We start from the raw sequence: 14364 nt of genomic DNA, 5'->3' as shown, positions 1-14364 counted from the left end.
TTTATATCATCCTCGTTTCGTAAATTTTTTGATACATTTGTTCTGTTTCAATCCATTCCTCTAACGTTTCATAGGGAATTTCATTTTCATCTAACAAATCTTCAAGTTTTTCTTCAGCTTCTAAATCCTTGTAATCTGTATACAATTCAATTTGAACATTATTAATCTTTTGATGTACTTTGTTATCTGCAAATAAATTTGAAGAAGAATCAACCAGATAAGTGATAAAAGGTGGATCAGGAACAGGATTATTTTCTGTTTGCGTGAAATGCGAATAAGCTACAGGGTAGCCTGCAGCATCTAAAATTGCTTTTAATTCAATTAGTGTCATCCTCTAATCACCTTCTCTGCTGCTTCTAAATACTCTCGAATGGCCTTTTCTTCAGCAGGTTCAATATGCTTCTGTCCTTGAACACGTCCTGCGCCACGCTTGGCATGACCTTTTTCAAGTAAATGAGTCAACTGGTAATCTGTTTTGTTATGTACTACTTGAGCAGTACCTGATTTCTTACTTTTCCAGCCTTTTGCATAATCACCTGTGTCACCTACTGGACTAGTTCTTTTCAATTCTTTAACTGTATTTTTAGCGACTTCCTTTTTGGCTTTCTCTAACCCTTCAGTTACATCATTGGTGTATTCAGCTAGTGCTTGGGCTATTTGTTTACTGATATCATCCATTGCCAACCACTCTTTCACATGTCAATTCTATTTCTTCAAAATTAATTGAGTAAGTTCTAATTACTGAATACTTAACTCCTTCAAATTCCACCTTTGACTCATTCTCATATTCAAATTTATTAATAATGAATTCTATTTCTGGTTTTATTCCTTGGACAGAAGCATCATAAAATTCACTTTTACTAATTGAATTAACGTTACAAAGAATTGTTCTTTTTTCTTCAACTTTCTTTTGATTACCTATCTCATCTTCTTCATAACTAACATGAATGAGCGTTAGTTCATGATCAAACGTCTTCACTATCCTCACCGCCCATGTGAATTATTAAATTATGAAGTCTAAATTGTAGATGTCTAGGCATCCCACTCATTACATCTTTGTTTTGATATCGCCATGTGGAGAAATCAGCAACAAACATTAAATGATAAGAGCTGGCACTATCAAGTACCAGCCCTTTCTCCTCTTCTAATTCAGTTACTACGCCTTCAACAATCTTCGTTATGTATGAATCTCTAACAGTACTACTTATACCTAATCTGGCTTTAACTATATCTAATGCAGATTTAATCATTTCTTCATCCATTATTGATCATCCAGTTCTTGCTGTGACGTATATGCCTTGTCTTTACCTTGTACTTTTTCGCCATTACTCAACTGATACCAGCTACCACCAGTGTGGAGAGGATATTTGTGATTAGGCTTATCTTCCTCTACTTGCTTAATTAGAACTTTACCCATATTGTTATTACTACCGCTTAGTTCTTTAATTCGGTCATCGTCAGGGTTAATTCCATTTCGAGGATAAGCAGCACCTTTTTGATACTGATATTTGTTGTCTTGTAAATCCTTAAAAGATTTTACTACAACATAATTACTCATTTACTGCACCTCCATATTATGCAGATGAACCGTCATCATAGTTAACCAGTACAAATGCTTCATTTTTAGCTGGTTTCCCATCATAACGAGCAGTACCTTTAAATACAGTTTGGTCTTCAACAAAACGTGCTTCAGAAGAAGAAGCCAACTGTACACCACGACGCTCACCTAACATATATTGTTTAAAGTCACCAAATACAACTGCATCATCTGGAGTGTACTGGTCAAATACTACACGCACACCTGCAAGGTTAGGATTGTTAACTCCTTGTACAACTTGACGGCCATCGTCCGTAGTTGCAACGGTCTGAGGTAGGAAGTGCTTGTAATATGTTGCACGTTTCATTACTGCAATAATTTCCCCTACATTGTCTTCCCCATTATCCACTACAGCCAAGTTCGGAAGTAGGTCAGAAAAAGTAAAGTCAGAAGTTACCGCATCATCTTCAACCGCAGGAATGATACCCTCTGGTTGTTTATCAGTAGATCCTCCACCGTTTAAGATAGCGTCATCAATTGCTTTACCGATAGCACGAGCAATACGATCCTCTACATAGTTAGCTAGGTCAATCATAGAATCTTCTACAATATGGTTATCAACTGGTACAAATCCGCCTACTTTATATCCATCAAGTTCTACTGAGTCAAAAGCAAGGGAAAGCTCTTCTAGAGCACCAGAAGCTTCAGTCCAAATACCTTTAGGAATAGCACCGTCGAGAATTGCACGACCAGTACCGCTTAAGTTAATTACTTCAACTTCGTTATAAAGACTTGAGTAATCGCCAATCATTGGCTTAATACGATCCATAACCTGTTCAGGGATTACAAGGTCACTACCAGAAAGGGAACGTTTATTTTGTACAGCTTCTTTTAACTTACCGTAAAATTCACGTACCTCCGGTTGATTTAATCTTTCCATCATTTGTGAACGACTTTCATACTTATTTACTTTCATGTTTCCAGCTCCTTCAATTGTTTGGTGTGTGCGAGTTTCTAACTCAGTATTCATTGAACGCTTAGGTTCATTTTCATTTAGTTGTTCTAGTTCCGCCTCTAAATCGGCAATCTCCGTTTCTAAATCTTGCTTTTTAGTTTCATTTTTTTCTTTATCTGAATCCAATTGATTCACTTCTTCTTCCACGGTTGAAACTTCCTCATCAGATTCCGCTTCCTCGATTGCTTGTTCTAACTCTGCAGATCGTGTATTAAATTCTTCAGTAGTTTGGTTCAATTCTTCTAGCAAAGATTTACGTTGACTAATTTTCTTATTTAACATTAGTTGTTTTAATGCCATTATCTTAATCGCTCCTTTAATTGTTGTTTTCGTTGTTCTAGCTTTCTTGCTTTCATAGTTTCCAAGTCTTTTTTACGAGCTTGGACACCTGTATTTTCATACGCTGGAAATGTAACTACACTACACTCATGGAGGTCTACTTCTTTTAATCGCCATTTAACTGTGCCGTCGTCACGCATATCAGTTTCTTCATTGATAATATTAAAGCCAAATGAACACTGGTCTACGTCCCCTCTTTGAACACGGGAGTATAAATTTACGGCATCGCTGTCGTCTTCATTGATTTTAATACGACCCCATAACCCATGTGAGTCTACTTTCAACTCCAAAGAACCTGATTTATTACGCCCCAATACCTGTGCAGTATCGTGATTAATTAGAGCACGAATATCATTACCTAATGTATTGTTAAATGCTTCAGGATCAATCTCCTCAAATGCTCCAGGGAACAATTCAGTAGGACTGTTGAAAACTGCAAAATAACCTTCGATTGCTTTTTCATTGCCTTCTTCAGCACGAGTAGACAAGTCTGATACTACACTTCTCATTTGACGCTGCTCTCTATTCATCTTCATCACCACCTTTCAATTTGGATTGATCTCCAATTTTGTCAGATGGTATGTAGTTTTCGAGCATGACTAATTGATCTAAGCCATCCAAAGGCGACAACCCTAATTTGTCCCTAACTTCGTTACCAGGTGCTAATCCTTGAGCATAAAGACCAGTAAATACATCAGCCAACTCTTTCATGTCATAGGCATACAGGCTGTGAGCATTAAATTTAAAATAAAGGTCTGGAGCAATTAGTAACTTTCGTGTTAATTCCTGCTCTATACCTTTAGCAATTGGGAGAATAGTTGAGTTAATAAAATTATTGTATTCGCCTCTGTCATAACTCCCGATGCCCATAAAAAAAGCAGGAACCCCAAAGATTCCAGCTACTGTCTTCTTATCAATTTCAACTGACTCATTTAATGCAATATCTTTCAGTGATAAAGGCTTAACTTGATCAACTTCCAACATCTCAGCAGGAATAATCCAAGGCTGTCCAGCTTTAGACGATTGCAAGTATTTTTGATAAACACTATCTCGTCCCTCTTCACTCGAAAGTTCTGCCGTATTAGAATCAACTTTAACTATCAGAGATGGATTGTATTTGCCGCTCATAAACTCTTTTTTCGTTGCACTTGCTTGCTTTAAGTTATATACAATATCCTTTAACACAACTCTATAACCCTGTCCGATGAATGGCCTATCTGGATCTGGATTAATAGTAAAATGTAACACCTCATCATAATTGTAAGTTTTGTTATTATGAATAATTTGATAAGAAGTATCGACATCCCGAAACCTAATTTTATGTGGAGACATAGGAATTAAATCCTCAATTAAACCATCAGAAGTCTTAGGATAGATGACGCTGTTACCTTCACCATGCACCAATAAATTTTGCACAATGCTATATACCCATGCTTTACGAGTCATAAGGCTGTATGGGCTGATATCTAACTTTTTGGACAACTCATTTTTAACTCTAACGTCTCCATTGTCTCCATTTCGCATTAAATGAATCGTCATAGAACTAATCAATTCTGCAATCTTATGTACGGCTATTTTGACCTCAGGATTATCTGCCAGAGTTGTATATCCTGGGACGGCTAAAGTATCATAAGCATCTTGAGTCAAAAACCAACTTTCTGCATCACGTTTACTTGATCCAGGCTTTTTGTTTTTAAATAAAAACCCCATTTATCTAATCACCTCCTTCACTTCCTTTTGCAATACCTAATGCCAATGCCATCAGCATTACACCAGTTATAATCATTCCTAGTATAGTTGAGAACATAAAAAAACCTATTGAAACAAGCAAAATCCCAATAAGTAGAATGATCTCTATAATATTTTCTTTTATTAATTCGATTTTAAGAACCCCCTAACCACTTCGAAGCAGTTCCTGATTTCGCTAAATTCTTTAACATTTGCATTGAAGAGAATACAGATGCATCAAATAAGTCAATCCTTTGAGTAGGCATAACTTTTTCATACTGTATAGCATCGTCTGTTTTCTCTACCGCTTTTACGTTTTGCAAGCAGTATTCATAAGCGTCAGAATGAAGATAATAAAACTTGCCTTCTTTTGCTTTGCTCTCAATACGTCTGAATCCTTCTGACTTCAAATAGTGTAATTGTGGAGTATCTTCAACTCTAAACTTTTCACGCTTCATATTGAGAAAGAATTCTCTTCCAAATTTAGGATCAAATCCAACCTGCTTTATATTGAATCCCATTTCTCTCATTTTTTTGAACCATCTAACAATCTCTTGATGATCGATTACAGCCGAATTAGTCATAGTTAGATGACCGTCGTCTAACCACCCGAATAATGGAATATTATCCTCATCTGCCTTTTGGTAAGCAGCAGGTCTAGGGAAGAATGCATGTGTAATTGCTATGTCTACATCTTTGTAAGTTCCGTACAACGAACTTCCACAAAGGTCATGCAGCTTAGCAAGATCACATCCGCCGTACCAATCGACAGGTAATTTAGCTAATTCTTCAAGTGACCAATTATACTTTTTATCACTAGCTCTAAATTCTTCAATGTTGAAATAGGTATTCATGCTTGATGTATAAATGTTCAAACTTTTAGCCAAAAATGATTTCCTTTGTTGTGGATCGTTCTGCGCCTGTAATGCATCATTCATCAGTTCCTGTGCAGAGACAGAAACGTTATAATTAACATTTGCTTTCTCATGTTCAATAGGATTAGTGTAATCTACATCGCCATCCTCATCTTCATCTGCTTTAGCAATAAAAACAAAATACTGTTCATCCTTAACAGTGCCGTCTAATATCTTTTGACAGTATTTCATCCTGTTATAACAAAAACTATTTGGGTTATCACCTGCTGTGGTAATGCCTATACAAAGACTATTCCTATATGCCTTACCACTCTCTTTGATGGTATTATAATGGCTGGCAGATTTATACAAATGCAACTCATCCAAAATTTGGATAAGGGTATTTAAAGAATCCATTTTGTCACTATTACCAGCTATGGTTTCAATACGCAAATAACCATCTGCAAGATCACCACTTATACTATGCTCTTGGTTGTTATCGAGTACACGGAAATTTTTGTCTTCCCCCATGTTTCGCAAATTAAATAATAGAAAGTTAAAACTTTGCATTGCTTGTTTAAGTTTTTCACCAACAATTATAATCTCCGCTGAAGACTTTCTTTCCAAAAGAGCAAGACCCCAAGATAATGCACTCATGAACGGACTTTTACCCTGCTTCCTCGGCAGAAGACAAAAGGATTCTTTAAACCGTCTGAGTTTTGATTGATTACCTTCTTTGTCTGCATGAAAGAATCCAAGCAAGTTATAAATTACAAATTTTTGCCAAGGTTGCAATAAAAATGGAGTACCCCTTAATGGATACCCCTCGATGCTTTCACCCTTTTGGTGAACAAACGTAGATTCAATTACCTGAATTACAAACTCTGGATCTTTTGGATTAAACACATAATCGGTATTATCAAGATCCTTCATAAATCTCTGACACATTTGAATCTGCTCTTTATTTGCTACTCTTCGTCCTTCAATTGTACTGTTTGCAAACTCCATAACAATATCGTAGTTTTTAAATAATTTATTCAAGTTGACTCAACACGCTTGCAAGTTTAGAATTACCTTCCTTTTCTGCAGAAACATTCTCTAAACTTTTTGGAGAGAGGCATAACCTGTCCGAGTATGCAAGAATATCCTTCCTTAGTTTTTCAATTGAATCCACTATTGCACTTTTCTTCGGATTTCCGGCAGCCGTATAAGACTCATACTGTCTCCCGTTCTCTTCAAAATCATTACGAGCTACTAAATAATCATGATATGTATCAACATAAATATCTATAATGTCCCGATATTCTTCTTTAAAAACACCTAATTTTTTCATGTCATCAATGACTCTTTTCCTTATCGTATTCCGCTTCAATACCTTGCGAGACATGCTTATACCTCCCTTCCTAAATTGGTCAAAAAAACTTTCCTCACAGCCGCTCTATTGGAAAAGGCTCCCATCCCATCGGTATTCCCTAGTGTTATCCGAACTATAAAGAGGGGCGGGTTAATTTCGTTCGGATTTTAGTTCTAATTGTGATTCTTTCACTCAAAAATAAAAAAATAAATTAAATACTTTATCCGTCACAATTAATTATTTTGTCTTTCATTCTTTGCTGCAACTTCAAACCTTTGTCAGTCAATTCATTTTCAAATCGATTATGAAATGATTCATGACACGCATTGCAGCAAGAGTACAAATTATCATCCGTCAACTTATATTGTGAATAATTTTCCAAAGGAAAAATATGATGGACAATCACAGCCTGTGTAACCCTTCCATATCTACGGCATTCACGACACTCATACTCATCTCGCCTCAATATGTTTGCCCTCTTACGCTTTCATTTCGGTGAATTGTAAAATGGTATTGTTTCCTTCATTCACTCATCTCCCTTTCCAGGATACTCTTTAAGACAGTTACTACATCTTGGTGGATGCTTCTCAAGCACCCTACCGGAATGAGGATTTATTGACTCTGTCCCACGTCCAATTATCCCACCACATTCACAAACCGTCTTATGCTTATCCAATCTAAAAGCACCACTATCATTCATTTCTTTTAGTGTTTGATTTGTCTGCTCCATCTGTTCTGCAATCTTCTCCAGTAGCTCAAAGTATCCAATATTATTCATTTGTCTTCATCTACCTTTTAGATAATAAAAAAGAACGACCTTTTAACAAGATCGTTCAAAATATTACTTATTAATTTCTAAATATACTTTAATATTCCTTACTTCCTGATCATTGTCTGGGAATTGAATTTCGATTCTTTTTACCATATAAGCATTAGAAGTGTCAGAGTTTACGATTTCTCCGCATTGCAATCTTCCATCCCATTCCTTAGGTAAGCTTTTATACAATTCTTCTCCTGTTTTACGGTCAATTATTCTGTCATCATGATGGAAACTGAACTTATCTGTTGGGTGTATTTCCATTCCTTTAATACTCATTTGACAATTAAACCTCCCTTCATTTTGTCGTTATCTTACCTTTCGACATTTATGGAGAGATTCCTTCCTTAATATGGATTATTATGATATAAAATTACTATATTTTATGTATTTTTCGGTGAAAATTGTTCTATGTATTTACTTCATACCTTCTATATCCAAATCGTCCTGTTGCTTATCAGTAAATTTATTTGTTAGGTCAATACGCCTATCTTTCTTATCTAGCAACTTAGACAACCTAGCATCTACATACTCTTCTATTTCATGCCTCTGTTCTTCATTTAATAACTCGGCAACATTATTTATTTTGGCATGTTTACCATGAATTTTTAGCGCAGCACAATCATATGCGTATGCAGCTTGCTCTTCAGAGTCCCATGTTTTAAACTCGGTTTTCTTTCTATTTAACCGAATTTGACACCTCATCTTACCGTCACCTTTTCGAGGACTAACACCTTTGTATTTACTTTTGCTATTTTTATTTTTCCGTCTATTATAATTATTTTCAGCAGGTGAGGCACTTCTGAGATTACTCTTTCTATTATCTCTGCCCTCTTCAGTTCTATCCTTATGATCTCCCCATATAGATGTGTCTTTTAACCCGAGGATCAAACGATGCATTCTAATATTTTTCTTCTTTTTTGAATCCCACGCATAAACATAATTGCCCTCACACCCTGTAAGCAGCCACCGATATTTGTGCATTTTAAGCCGCATATAGTCATCTGTATTTACCCAGCACTTCTTTCCGGTGCCATGCTTCCCTTCTAACAGGATTTCAACATAGCCATCCTTTACATTTACCTCATTCATTTAATCATCCTCTTCCACATTTTTCTAGTGCATGACCGTTTTTCATACACTGATTACAGATCCCACTCTCTAATGCATAATAAGACCCACCTAAATTAATAGATGAGCCTCATATACACTAGAAGGGATGTGGAGTCCCTAATCAATGTACAAACATAAATAAAAATCACCCTGACAAATAAATGCCAGGGCTTAAAAGGGAGAAATTTATTAATGTATATTTAAAGTGGCATTAGCCACCTCAAACCAATTACAAATATATCCATTTAATAATTCACTTTACTTGACACCCAAAATATAGTAAAATAAATTTGGATATTTTTATTCAATTTTAAAAAAATAAAAAAACCACTTGCTTCTCTTCTTAATCATTGATATACTAAGATTACGGGAACGAATGTGTTTATTTTAAAAACAGAAAAAGAGGGAAAAGTCATTTACTTGGATCTATGCCCTTCAATGCCACGAAATAATGCATGCGTTCGTGTTTCAATCCCCTCTCATATTAGTCAGACACAAAAAGAGCCAAACCCCTTGACATTAAAAGGATTTGGCATATTGATGTGTGCATTTTTAGTTTTGTTCTTTGAACGCTTCAATGAAACGTTTGGGTTGTGATTTAAACATCAGATTCATTAACCTAAGATTGGATTTTTTCTTCCCTTCCTTCTCTTTATTTTCAGCATCATCACTAATCATTTTAAGTATAGCGAACATCGTATTTTCATTTATCTTCAGTCTTCCAAATAAGTTATGGTATTCTTCAGTCACATCTTCGAGCCTATTATGTAATTCATCCTCATTGCCGCCAGCAGTATTGATAGTAGCTATTTTCCGTTGAAATTCATCTGCGATTGGACTTACCTTGTTTTTCTGCCTACGATTAGCTTGTCGGTTATCCTTTTTATTCAGCAGAGTCAGTAATTCAACGTGTTTATTACCGTTTGCCGGCTTTAAACTTGTCATTATGTTATACAGATAATCCATCGGACATTTATAATGTTCTCGTGGTTGCTTGCTTTTACCATGCTTATCGTTATGTACGTACTTCCAGAAGTTAGGCTTGCAACCAACCTTTTCACCTTTATCATTTTCTTTTGTAAGTAGATCAATATCTTTTCGGATACGCCTAACTTCTGCATCAATATTTACATCGTATTGCCGTTTAACTCCATCAATTGATACTCCCGATAACACACCGAGTAGGTCAACGTATTTTTGTAACTGTTTAGCCTCTTCATCATACTGACCTTTGTTCTTCTTATGTGCTAACTTGGATAATGCAAGCTGGCCAAGGTTAGTTACTTCTCCGATTTGTGTTTGAGCATCACTTAATTTATTATCTGATACTGCCATGTCGTCTAATGAGTAATGATAAATAGTAGGATCAGCAGATAATCCATTAACATTTACATTGTAGTTGTTATAACACTTCTCTCCCAATTCCAGAATAGTGGGATGATCCACCAGAAGCATTGTATCGCTGTCCCAGTCGCACCCGTTTAATTTTTCCATTATGTTATGTTCAAATGCTGAAACAACCACAATATTATCTGATAAGTCTATGTATTTCTCGATTAAATCATTATTAACATTCTCACCAACAAAGACATTTGATTGTCCCGAATGCGGTGAACGGAAACCTGTATACTTTCTATTAAATCCATCTTCACCAAACAATGTAGTATGTATTTGATTACCTTGCAATGTTAATGATTTATCAAACCTTTCACCGACAGCATGATACAAATATTCAATGGGATTCGACAACATTGTTACATACTGTCCCGGGATGCGAATTTTCCCTTTCTTTACATGGCTCACATAGTTACTTATTGTTTTACTTCGATACTCCCGAAACATCTTAGTTCCAACAATGTTCTTATTACGCTTATATAAGTCAATAAACATTTGATTGGAGTTCATGTCATTCTTTTCTTTTTCAAGATGTTCTATAAATTTCTCATCTTTGTTTTTAAGATCCATTATGTATCCACGTTCATAATAATCAACCAATGACTCAACTTGCTCCTTAGAGGCTTCTAGACTATTTAAAATCTGGTATGAGGTCTGGTGGAGTGGCACACCTTGAGTATATCCGTATTTATGCGTGGTTGGTTTTTCAGTCTTGCATATACCAAACACATTCTCATCTGCATTTACTACTGATTTCCAGTGTTGCCACATATCATTCTGTTGGTCTATTTTATCTGACTTATCACTTATGCACTTAGAGAACTTCAGTGCTTTAAGGCAACTAGGATTCATTATCATGCGGATTGAAGAAGCCTTAATTTTATTCCCGAACATGTCATCGATTTTCCATGTATCAAAGTCAATGCCGTTCTCTTCTGCATAGTCCTTTAAGAAGAGCTGTATGTTTGCAGAAAATGCTGCAGCTTTCATAAAGTGAGATCGAAGCAATAGCATCTTGCCTTTACCTTCACATAACTCACTTTCAATCAAAGCTGCACCGTCAAACACTTCATTGTTTATCATGTAATTCTCGGTTTCAACACTGTCAATTTCTCCGCTTACCTTCTTAATTACATTGGATGTTTCAGAGAAACTAGAAACCTTGTCATCGACCATGAGAATTGATTCAGGGTTGATATTAATGAAATCCTTGCACGAGCTGGTGATTAAACTCTCATACGCTTGCAAGGACGGTAAATCAACCTGCTCTCCTTCTTTAAATTCAATTCCCATTCGACTCCACTTAATCATGTCCCTATATAATTCATCTTTTATAAACCATGCCATTCCCTGTCTCGATTTTGATCCAGATCGCTTATAATAGCTATATTTAGTTTCTGCAACAAGCTCACCAGTTTTAAAATCGTAGTCTTTAACAATAAATCCATCCTTATAAATCTTTGTCCGTAATTCTTTGGAAGAGTATGCTTCAAACCCTTCCTCATCTTCCTTCAATTTCAAAGATATAATTTTATTATTTAGTTTTTCTATGTACTCTTCATCGTCAACAGATAAAGTAAATTCCTTGTTATCTTCAACAACGTTACCGTATTCATCTTCTATATCTTCAGGAATGGCAAAATAGTCTACGTAATCCAGAAGTTCATTTATTTCCCCCTCATAACCCTCTATCATTTCAGCACTGCTTCTAACTTTCTGGTCAAACTTTACGTTGATAATATCTGCAGAAAATGTTTTGATTGGATGTCTTTTGCTTGTAAATGTAGTAAACTCATCCATTGTCTTCAACTTTCGCAACTCTAGCGATTGTGGAACGTATCCCACAAACTCTTTATTTAAGAAGTGACCCCGAAAATTGTGTTTGAATAAATCAGATGCTTCTACCGACATGATATATATTCCGTTATTATTGTTCATTTAAAAATTTCCCCTTTATATTAGTAGTATTTTTCTAAATCACTAGGAAGCCCGATCACTCGCTCATCTTCGTATTGCATATCTCTTTCTACCTGTTTAACATCACTATCCCATTCGCCTTTTTCATCAGGTCTATACATTTCAACATCCTCATTATCCATAAGAGATACTTTTCTTATAGACCAACCCACACCATCAGGAGAAGCACTGTCACGTTCTCCGTACAAATAATATATTTCGTCGATTTTATCTGATTGATTCCATTCGGCATGGGGAATTATTCGCCCTTGCACTAACAAAGCAACATCATCTGTGTTATGAACAATATCTGTTGCTTGTTTTTCACGTTTACCATTCTCTTTTCTTTCCAGACACTCTTTCGCTTGTTCCATATATGGCTTATCAATACTATTTTTAAACCATTCACCTTTTTTACTATTTAAGATACGTTTCCGTTTCTTATCACACTCGGAAATAAAATCTTGATCATCTAAATGAAGTATATATATTTCATAATCATCTTCTGTGAGATTGCCCTTAGACAACCAGTTACCGGTATCAAAAGGAAACTTATTAGATTCTCCCCAAGAGTCATCTACACCTGCATCTAAATCAAGAGTATTTTCTTTTTCTTCCTTCTTCTGCATGTTCGACTTTTCTTCATCTGTGAATGGAACAATTTTATATTGATTACTGTCTTGTTTCATTTGACCATTTCTAGCTTCAGCGTTTGAATAATCACCAACATTTTTGAAAATCAACCCGTCTTCCACACACTCGTTCACGTATTTATCAGCCGTTTTAGGATTGACATTTAAAATATCTGCCCATCGACTCTTGGAACAATGGAAAGAACCATCTTTTGTACCCTTCCATTTAGAAACAACAAAGTAAATATAGTTATGTACCATCCTATTCATTGAGTCGAACGTATCAAATGGAATATATTCATACCCACCAAGATTTTCTACAAATGTAATCTTCAATAATTGATCATAATTTTTTGGCTCACTATCAACCTGGACAACGCCTTTATCCAGCAAATTTAACAAACAACTCTTAACCCGTTTTCTTGCTTCTTGCAACTTGCTATAAAATTTAATATCATTAAAGTTACGGGAGTATTGTTCGATACCGTCCATGCTTATCACAGTTTCTAAATTAAAATTATTCAACCTTCTTAGAATCGAATACAAATACAACTCATCCACAGATAATTTAAATTCACTATTCTCTTCAACCAAAACATTATACAAGCGAATACCTTTCACGTTTTTCATTTATAAAATCTCCTTCTTTTAAATTAAAATTAACCAACAACACCCAACCCATTTATAATTGTGAAGGCATGGTTTTGACTTTTTCTTTTGAACTTGACCTTCCCTTGCGAAGCAAAAAACAACACACACAATTTCTCTTTGTATTAGTTAATTTGTATATAGTTACTTTGTAAACTAGGTAAAAAAAGGGTGCAAATGGAGAAATTTTTTCCACATATCGAGAAAGAATTTCCTCAAACGTACCGTCTTTTTTCTTAAGAATTTCCTCAAACGTACCCCTTTTTTTCCACACCATGTTATTCAACTAATTCATCTGATCCTTTTCAGTTACATTTTCTTTATACGCATCTAGACATTTCTGCAGCTTTTCGGATTTACCGTATAAGCTGAACATCTTTCCACTCTTTGGGTTAATTGCGATTGTGAGTGGGACAATACCAGAATGCTTATATAGGAAAGAACTCAGATTTTTACTGTAACAATAAAATAAGTCTTCATTTCTAACCATTTTTGATTATCTCCTTTTCGAGTTACTGCATTTCATCTATGTATTGCTGGTAAGCGGTGACTAACTCATCCGGCATATCACGTTTATTGCGTTCCCATTTACTTAAGTATGTATAGTGACAGCCTAACTGTTCGGCAGCTAATTCCAAGCTAATGCCGGCCCTTCTACGTTTTATTTGTGTAGACTCTCTTTCAGTCAACTCCACCCTTCCCACCTCCTTTCAAAAATAAGACTGAATAAAAGAGTGATTTTAGCCGAATTTAAATATTAAGGCTTGACTTAACCAATTGAGTTATTTTATACTTTATTTACAGATTGAAAATACGGTTTTGAGTAATCACCCCTAAATTACTCGAATTATTCAGTTATCAAGGTTCAACCTAAAATTGGATACAAAAAAAGTCAGAGATAGTCAAATGGACTACCTCGTTTAAGTATATCATTTCTATTAACACAAAGTCAATAGATTTGTATAATTTTTTATGA

The 14364-nt window shown here is 35.4% G+C and carries 17 protein-coding genes; all 17 read right to left on the bottom strand.

Annotation, left to right across the window (positions count from 1 at the left end):
- Window position 1 precedes the first annotated feature (1 nt).
- Complete coding sequence (locus LF822_RS00460) at window positions 2-331, bottom strand: hypothetical protein (RefSeq protein WP_253922004.1); 330 nt, start codon at window positions 329-331, stop codon at window positions 2-4.
- Window positions 328-678, bottom strand: a complete 351-nt coding sequence (locus tag LF822_RS00455; protein ID WP_253922003.1) for an HK97 gp10 family phage protein — start codon at window positions 676-678, stop codon at window positions 328-330. Before LF822_RS00455 ends, LF822_RS00460 begins: the two co-directional genes overlap by 4 nt.
- Window positions 671-979 carry a phage head closure protein gene (locus tag LF822_RS00450; RefSeq protein WP_253922002.1) on the bottom strand — a complete coding sequence of 103 codons (309 nt, stop codon included), beginning with the start codon at window positions 977-979 and terminating at the stop codon, window positions 671-673. Before LF822_RS00450 ends, LF822_RS00455 begins: the two co-directional genes overlap by 8 nt.
- On the bottom strand, window positions 966-1262 hold the full coding sequence (locus LF822_RS00445; protein ID WP_253922001.1) for a hypothetical protein: 297 nt from the start codon (window positions 1260-1262) through the stop codon (window positions 966-968). Before LF822_RS00445 ends, LF822_RS00450 begins: the two co-directional genes overlap by 14 nt.
- Window positions 1262-1558: a hypothetical protein gene (locus tag LF822_RS00440; RefSeq protein WP_253922000.1), complete on the bottom strand. Its 297-nt coding sequence runs from the start codon at window positions 1556-1558 to the stop codon at window positions 1262-1264. Before LF822_RS00440 ends, LF822_RS00445 begins: the two co-directional genes overlap by 1 nt.
- 16 nt (window positions 1559-1574) lie before the next feature.
- On the bottom strand, window positions 1575-2852 hold the full coding sequence (locus LF822_RS00435; RefSeq protein WP_253921999.1) for a phage major capsid protein: 1278 nt from the start codon (window positions 2850-2852) through the stop codon (window positions 1575-1577).
- Window positions 2852-3421, bottom strand: a complete 570-nt coding sequence (locus LF822_RS00430; protein WP_253921998.1) for an HK97 family phage prohead protease — start codon at window positions 3419-3421, stop codon at window positions 2852-2854. Before LF822_RS00430 ends, LF822_RS00435 begins: the two co-directional genes overlap by 1 nt.
- Window positions 3414-4601, bottom strand: coding sequence for a phage portal protein (locus LF822_RS00425; protein ID WP_253921997.1), 1188 nt, complete (start codon window positions 4599-4601; stop codon window positions 3414-3416). Before LF822_RS00425 ends, LF822_RS00430 begins: the two co-directional genes overlap by 8 nt.
- 173 nt (window positions 4602-4774) lie before the next feature.
- Entirely contained in the window at window positions 4775-6514 is a 1740-nt protein-coding gene (locus LF822_RS00420; RefSeq protein WP_253921996.1) for a terminase large subunit, read from the bottom strand.
- Window positions 6507-6860: a P27 family phage terminase small subunit gene (locus LF822_RS00415; protein WP_253921995.1), complete on the bottom strand. Its 354-nt coding sequence runs from the start codon at window positions 6858-6860 to the stop codon at window positions 6507-6509. The genes LF822_RS00420 and LF822_RS00415 overlap by 8 nt, the downstream gene beginning before the upstream one ends.
- 187 nt (window positions 6861-7047) lie before the next feature.
- On the bottom strand, window positions 7048-7293 hold the full coding sequence (locus LF822_RS23000) for an HNH endonuclease (RefSeq protein ID WP_371925807.1): 246 nt from the start codon (window positions 7291-7293) through the stop codon (window positions 7048-7050).
- Between the two features lie 60 nt (window positions 7294-7353).
- A complete protein-coding gene (locus LF822_RS00410; protein ID WP_253921994.1) occupies window positions 7354-7605 on the bottom strand; it encodes a hypothetical protein in 252 nt (83 codons plus the stop codon).
- 63 nt (window positions 7606-7668) lie between these two features.
- Window positions 7669-7923, bottom strand: a complete 255-nt coding sequence (locus tag LF822_RS00405) for a hypothetical protein (protein ID WP_253921993.1) — start codon at window positions 7921-7923, stop codon at window positions 7669-7671.
- 138 nt (window positions 7924-8061) lie between these two features.
- Complete coding sequence (locus LF822_RS00400; protein ID WP_253921992.1) at window positions 8062-8736, bottom strand: AP2/ERF family transcription factor; 675 nt, start codon at window positions 8734-8736, stop codon at window positions 8062-8064.
- 573 nt (window positions 8737-9309) lie between these two features.
- Window positions 9310-12090, bottom strand: a complete 2781-nt coding sequence (locus tag LF822_RS00395) for a hypothetical protein (RefSeq protein ID WP_253921991.1) — start codon at window positions 12088-12090, stop codon at window positions 9310-9312.
- 20 nt (window positions 12091-12110) lie between these two features.
- Entirely contained in the window at window positions 12111-13370 is a 1260-nt protein-coding gene (locus tag LF822_RS00390) for a hypothetical protein (protein WP_253921990.1), read from the bottom strand.
- A gap of 530 nt (window positions 13371-13900) precedes the next feature.
- The gene (locus tag LF822_RS00385) at window positions 13901-14083 is read right to left on the bottom strand and encodes a helix-turn-helix domain-containing protein (protein WP_253921989.1); all 183 of its coding nucleotides are present in this window, start codon (window positions 14081-14083) and stop codon (window positions 13901-13903) included.
- Window positions 14084-14364 lie beyond the last annotated feature (281 nt).

This window comes from Halobacillus sp. A5, from assembly GCF_024189315.1.
In the GTDB taxonomy this organism is placed as follows: domain Bacteria; phylum Bacillota; class Bacilli; order Bacillales; family Halobacillaceae; genus Halobacillus_A.
This window is presented reverse-complemented; position numbering and strand designations above follow the sequence as displayed.

What these genes read in the sequence shown, in the direction of transcription:
- LF822_RS00460 (WP_253922004.1), bottom strand. Translation starts at nt 331, where the DNA reads ATGACACTAATTGAATTAAAAGCAATTTTAGATGCTGCAGGCTACCCT.
- LF822_RS00400 (WP_253921992.1), bottom strand. Translation starts at nt 8,736, where the DNA reads ATGAATGAGGTAAATGTAAAGGATGGCTATGTTGAAATCCTGTTAGAA.
- LF822_RS00425 (WP_253921997.1), bottom strand. Translation starts at nt 4,601, where the DNA reads ATGGGGTTTTTATTTAAAAACAAAAAGCCTGGATCAAGTAAACGTGAT.
- LF822_RS00445 (WP_253922001.1), bottom strand. Translation starts at nt 1,262, where the DNA reads ATGGATGAAGAAATGATTAAATCTGCATTAGATATAGTTAAAGCCAGA.
- LF822_RS00440 (WP_253922000.1), bottom strand. Translation starts at nt 1,558, where the DNA reads ATGAGTAATTATGTTGTAGTAAAATCTTTTAAGGATTTACAAGACAAC.
- LF822_RS00410 (WP_253921994.1), bottom strand. Translation starts at nt 7,605, where the DNA reads ATGAATAATATTGGATACTTTGAGCTACTGGAGAAGATTGCAGAACAG.
- LF822_RS00390 (WP_253921990.1), bottom strand. Translation starts at nt 13,370, where the DNA reads ATGAAAAACGTGAAAGGTATTCGCTTGTATAATGTTTTGGTTGAAGAG.
- LF822_RS00455 (WP_253922003.1), bottom strand. Translation starts at nt 678, where the DNA reads ATGGATGATATCAGTAAACAAATAGCCCAAGCACTAGCTGAATACACC.
- LF822_RS00405 (WP_253921993.1), bottom strand. Translation starts at nt 7,923, where the DNA reads ATGAGTATTAAAGGAATGGAAATACACCCAACAGATAAGTTCAGTTTC.
- LF822_RS00415 (WP_253921995.1), bottom strand. Translation starts at nt 6,860, where the DNA reads ATGTCTCGCAAGGTATTGAAGCGGAATACGATAAGGAAAAGAGTCATT.
- LF822_RS00395 (WP_253921991.1), bottom strand. Translation starts at nt 12,090, where the DNA reads ATGAACAATAATAACGGAATATATATCATGTCGGTAGAAGCATCTGAT.
- LF822_RS00435 (WP_253921999.1), bottom strand. Translation starts at nt 2,852, where the DNA reads ATGGCATTAAAACAACTAATGTTAAATAAGAAAATTAGTCAACGTAAA.
- LF822_RS00430 (WP_253921998.1), bottom strand. Translation starts at nt 3,421, where the DNA reads ATGAATAGAGAGCAGCGTCAAATGAGAAGTGTAGTATCAGACTTGTCT.